We start from the raw sequence: 3,284 nt of genomic DNA, 5'->3' as shown, positions 1-3,284 counted from the left end.
GTCTCCGCCACCCCGGAAGCGGACAGCACCACACCCGCCAGGTCAGGCAGACCCGACACCTCCTCGGCGGGAACACCGACCACCGTCGCGCCCGCAGCCTCCAACGCCGCGGACACCTCCGGGGCCTCCGTCCCGACAACCGCCCACACCCCGGTCAGCACCGCCGACGACGGCAAGCCGTCCAGCGGCCTCCACGTGACCCGGTAACGCCACGAGTCCTGGATTTCCTGCATCGGCAGTTGCGGCCAGTAGCGCTCGCGCTGGAAGGCATACATCGGAAGATCGACCACTCGGCCGCCCCAACTGGCAAACAGGTTCGTCCAGTCGACGTCGGCACCGGACGTCCACATACGGCCGGCCGCCGTAAGCGCGGTATCGGTCTCGTCCCGATCCTTGCGGAGGACGGAAATGAACTCGGCCTCGGCAGCGGTGTTTTGGGCCATGGCCGACAGGACGCCATCCGGGCCGAGTTCCACGTACCGCGTCACACCCATCGCATCGAGCACCGCGACACCGTCGGCGAAACGCACCGGCTGCCGCACCTGGTTCAGCCAGTACTCCGGCCGCTGCATCAGTCCGGGTTCGGCCACCGCACCGGTCAGGTTCGACACGACCGGAATTTGCGCCGCGTGGAATGTCAGGCCGGACAGGACCGTGGTGAACTCGTCGAGCATCGGTTCCATGAGGGCGGAGTGGAACGCGTGCGACACCGACAGGACACTGACCCGCAGGCCCTGCTCCGCGCACTCGGCCGCGTAGCGGTTGATCCTGTCGAGGTCACCGGAAAGGACCACGGACCGGGGACCGTTGATGGCCGCGAGGTCCAGACCGGAGTCCGCGACATCGGCTTCGGTCGCCTCGACGGCGAGCATGCCACCGCCGACGGGCAGTACCTGCATGAGGCGGCCGCGCTCAGCGACCAAAACGCACGCGTCGTCCAGGTCGAGGATTCCCGCACAATGGGCTGCGGTGATCTCGCCCAAGGAGTGACCCAGGAGAACATCCGGGGTGACACCCCATGAGGCGACGAGCCGGAACAGCGCGACTTCGAGGGCGAACAGGCCCGCCTGCGCCCACATCGTCCCGTCCAGGTCGACGCCGTCGGTCATGACCTCCCGCAGCGGACGCTCCAGCCGAACGTCGAACCGGGCGCAGACCGCGTCGAAGGCTTCCGCGAACACCGGGAACGCCTCGTACAACCCCAGGCCCATACCCGCACGCTGCGAACCCTGACCGGTGAACAGGACCGCCAGACGTCCGTCACCGGCGACACCGGCCGCGAGTACGTCCTCGCCGGCCAGCACCGCGCGGTGCTCCAGCGCGGCCCGGGTGGTGGCCAGCGACCACCCCACGTCCACCGGATCCAGCTCCGGCCGCTCGGCCGCGAACCACCGCAGCCGGTCCACCTGTGCCCTCAAAGCGGCTTCGGACTGTGCCGACACCGGCCACGGCACCAGATCCGGTGCCTTCGGCGTCACATCGAGCGCTGCCGGTTCGGGCCGGGGCGGCGCCTCGAGGATGACATGCGCGTTGGTACCGCTGATACCGAAGGACGAGACGCCAGCACGCCGTGGCCGACCGGACTCCGGCCAGCAACGCGCCTCGGTCAGCAGCTCCACCGCACCCGCCGACCAGTCCACCTGCGGCGACGGCTCATCCACATGCAGCGTCGCCGGAAGCATGCCGTGCCGCATCGCCATCACCATCTTGATCAGGCCCGCGACACCCGCCGCGGCCTGGGTGTGACCGATGTTCGACTTCACCGACCCCAGCCACAACGGCTCGCCACTCTCACCGCGGTCCTGGCCGTAGGTCGCCAGCAGTGCCTGCGCCTCGATCGGATCGCCCAGCCGCGTGCCGGTGCCGTGCGCCTCGACGGCGTCGACGTCCGCGCCGGTGAGACGGGCACTGGCCAGCGCCTGACGGATCACCCGCTGCTGCGACGGACCGTTCGGCGCCGTCAGACCGTTCGACGCACCGTCCTGGTTCACCGCACTGCCCCGCACCACCGCCAGTACCTGATGCCCGTTGCGCTCCGCGTCCGACAACCGCTCGACCAGCAGCAGACCTGCACCCTCGCCCCAGCCCGTCCCGTCGGCCGCCGCCGCGAACGCCTTGCACCGGCCGTCCGACGCCAGACCGTCCTGCCGGTCGAACTCCGTGAACGCAGCCGGGGTGGACATCACCGTCACACCGCCCACCAGGGCGAGTTCACATTCACCGGCCCGCAGCGCCTGCCCCGCCCAGTGCAACGCCACCAGCGACGACGAGCACGCCGTGTCCACGGTGACCGCCGGGCCCTCCAGCCCGAACGCGTACGAGACCCGGCCGGACAGCACCGCCGCCGCGTTCCCGACAGCCGCGTGCCCGTCACCGGCGTCCTGCGACGCCGCGAGAACCTGCGCATAGTCCTGGCCGTTGGTTCCGGCGAAGACCCCCACACTGCGGCCGCGCTGCGACCGCGGGTCCAGCCCTGCCGACTCGAACGCCTCCCACGCGGTCTCCAGCAGCATCCGTTGCTGTGGATCCATCGCCAGCGCCTCACGCGGCGAGATCCCGAACAACGCGGCATCGAACCGGTCGGCGTCGGCGACGAACGCTCCTACGCCGCCGGGTGCGTCGGACGGCCAGCCGCGGTCGGCCGGGAACGGCGACATGCCGTCCACTCCGTCGGCGACGAGGTCCCACAATTCGGCGGGAGAGGTGACGCCGCCGGGGAACCTGCACGCCATTCCGACGATCGCGAGCGGCTCGTCCACCGGCGCGAGCACCGGGGCCGCTGTCTCGGGCACCGCGGTGACGCCGATGTCGGCCAGTTCGGCGGACAGGTAGGCGGACAGGACTGCCGGTGCCGGATGATCGAAGACGAGGGTCGTGGGCAGTCGCAGCCCGGTCTGCGCGGACAGCAGGTTGCGCAGTTCGACCGCCATCAACGAGTCGAAGCCCAGATCCCGGAAGGCACGATCCGGCTCCACCGCCTGCGCACCCACATGCCCCAGAACAGCAGCCGCCTGAGCCCGCACCACATCCAGCAGAACCTGGCGACGCCTGCCCTCCGGCACACCCTCAAGCTGTTCCCGCAGACTCGGCCCACCGCCACCCGCCGGCAACACCGGTGCGACAGCGGCCACTTCGGGAAGCTCCGCCAGCAGACGACTGGGACGCGCCGACACGAACCCAGGAACAAACCGCTCCCAGTCGATATCCGCCACCGTCACATCCACACCACCACGAACCGCCTCACCAAACACCCGCAAACCAAACTCCACGTCCAACGGACGCAC

The 3,284-nt window shown here is 70.1% G+C and carries 1 pseudogene; it reads right to left on the bottom strand.

The features are described 5' to 3' along the window. A pseudogene (locus ACFW9O_RS36570) lies at positions 1-3,239 on the bottom strand (beta-ketoacyl synthase N-terminal-like domain-containing protein); the annotation flags it as partial. Positions 3,240-3,284 lie beyond the last annotated feature (45 nt).

Origin of the sequence: Streptomyces sp. NPDC059499 (assembly GCF_042749285.1) — a bacterium.
Lineage (GTDB): Bacteria > Actinomycetota > Actinomycetes > Streptomycetales > Streptomycetaceae > Streptomyces.
This window is presented reverse-complemented; position numbering and strand designations above follow the sequence as displayed.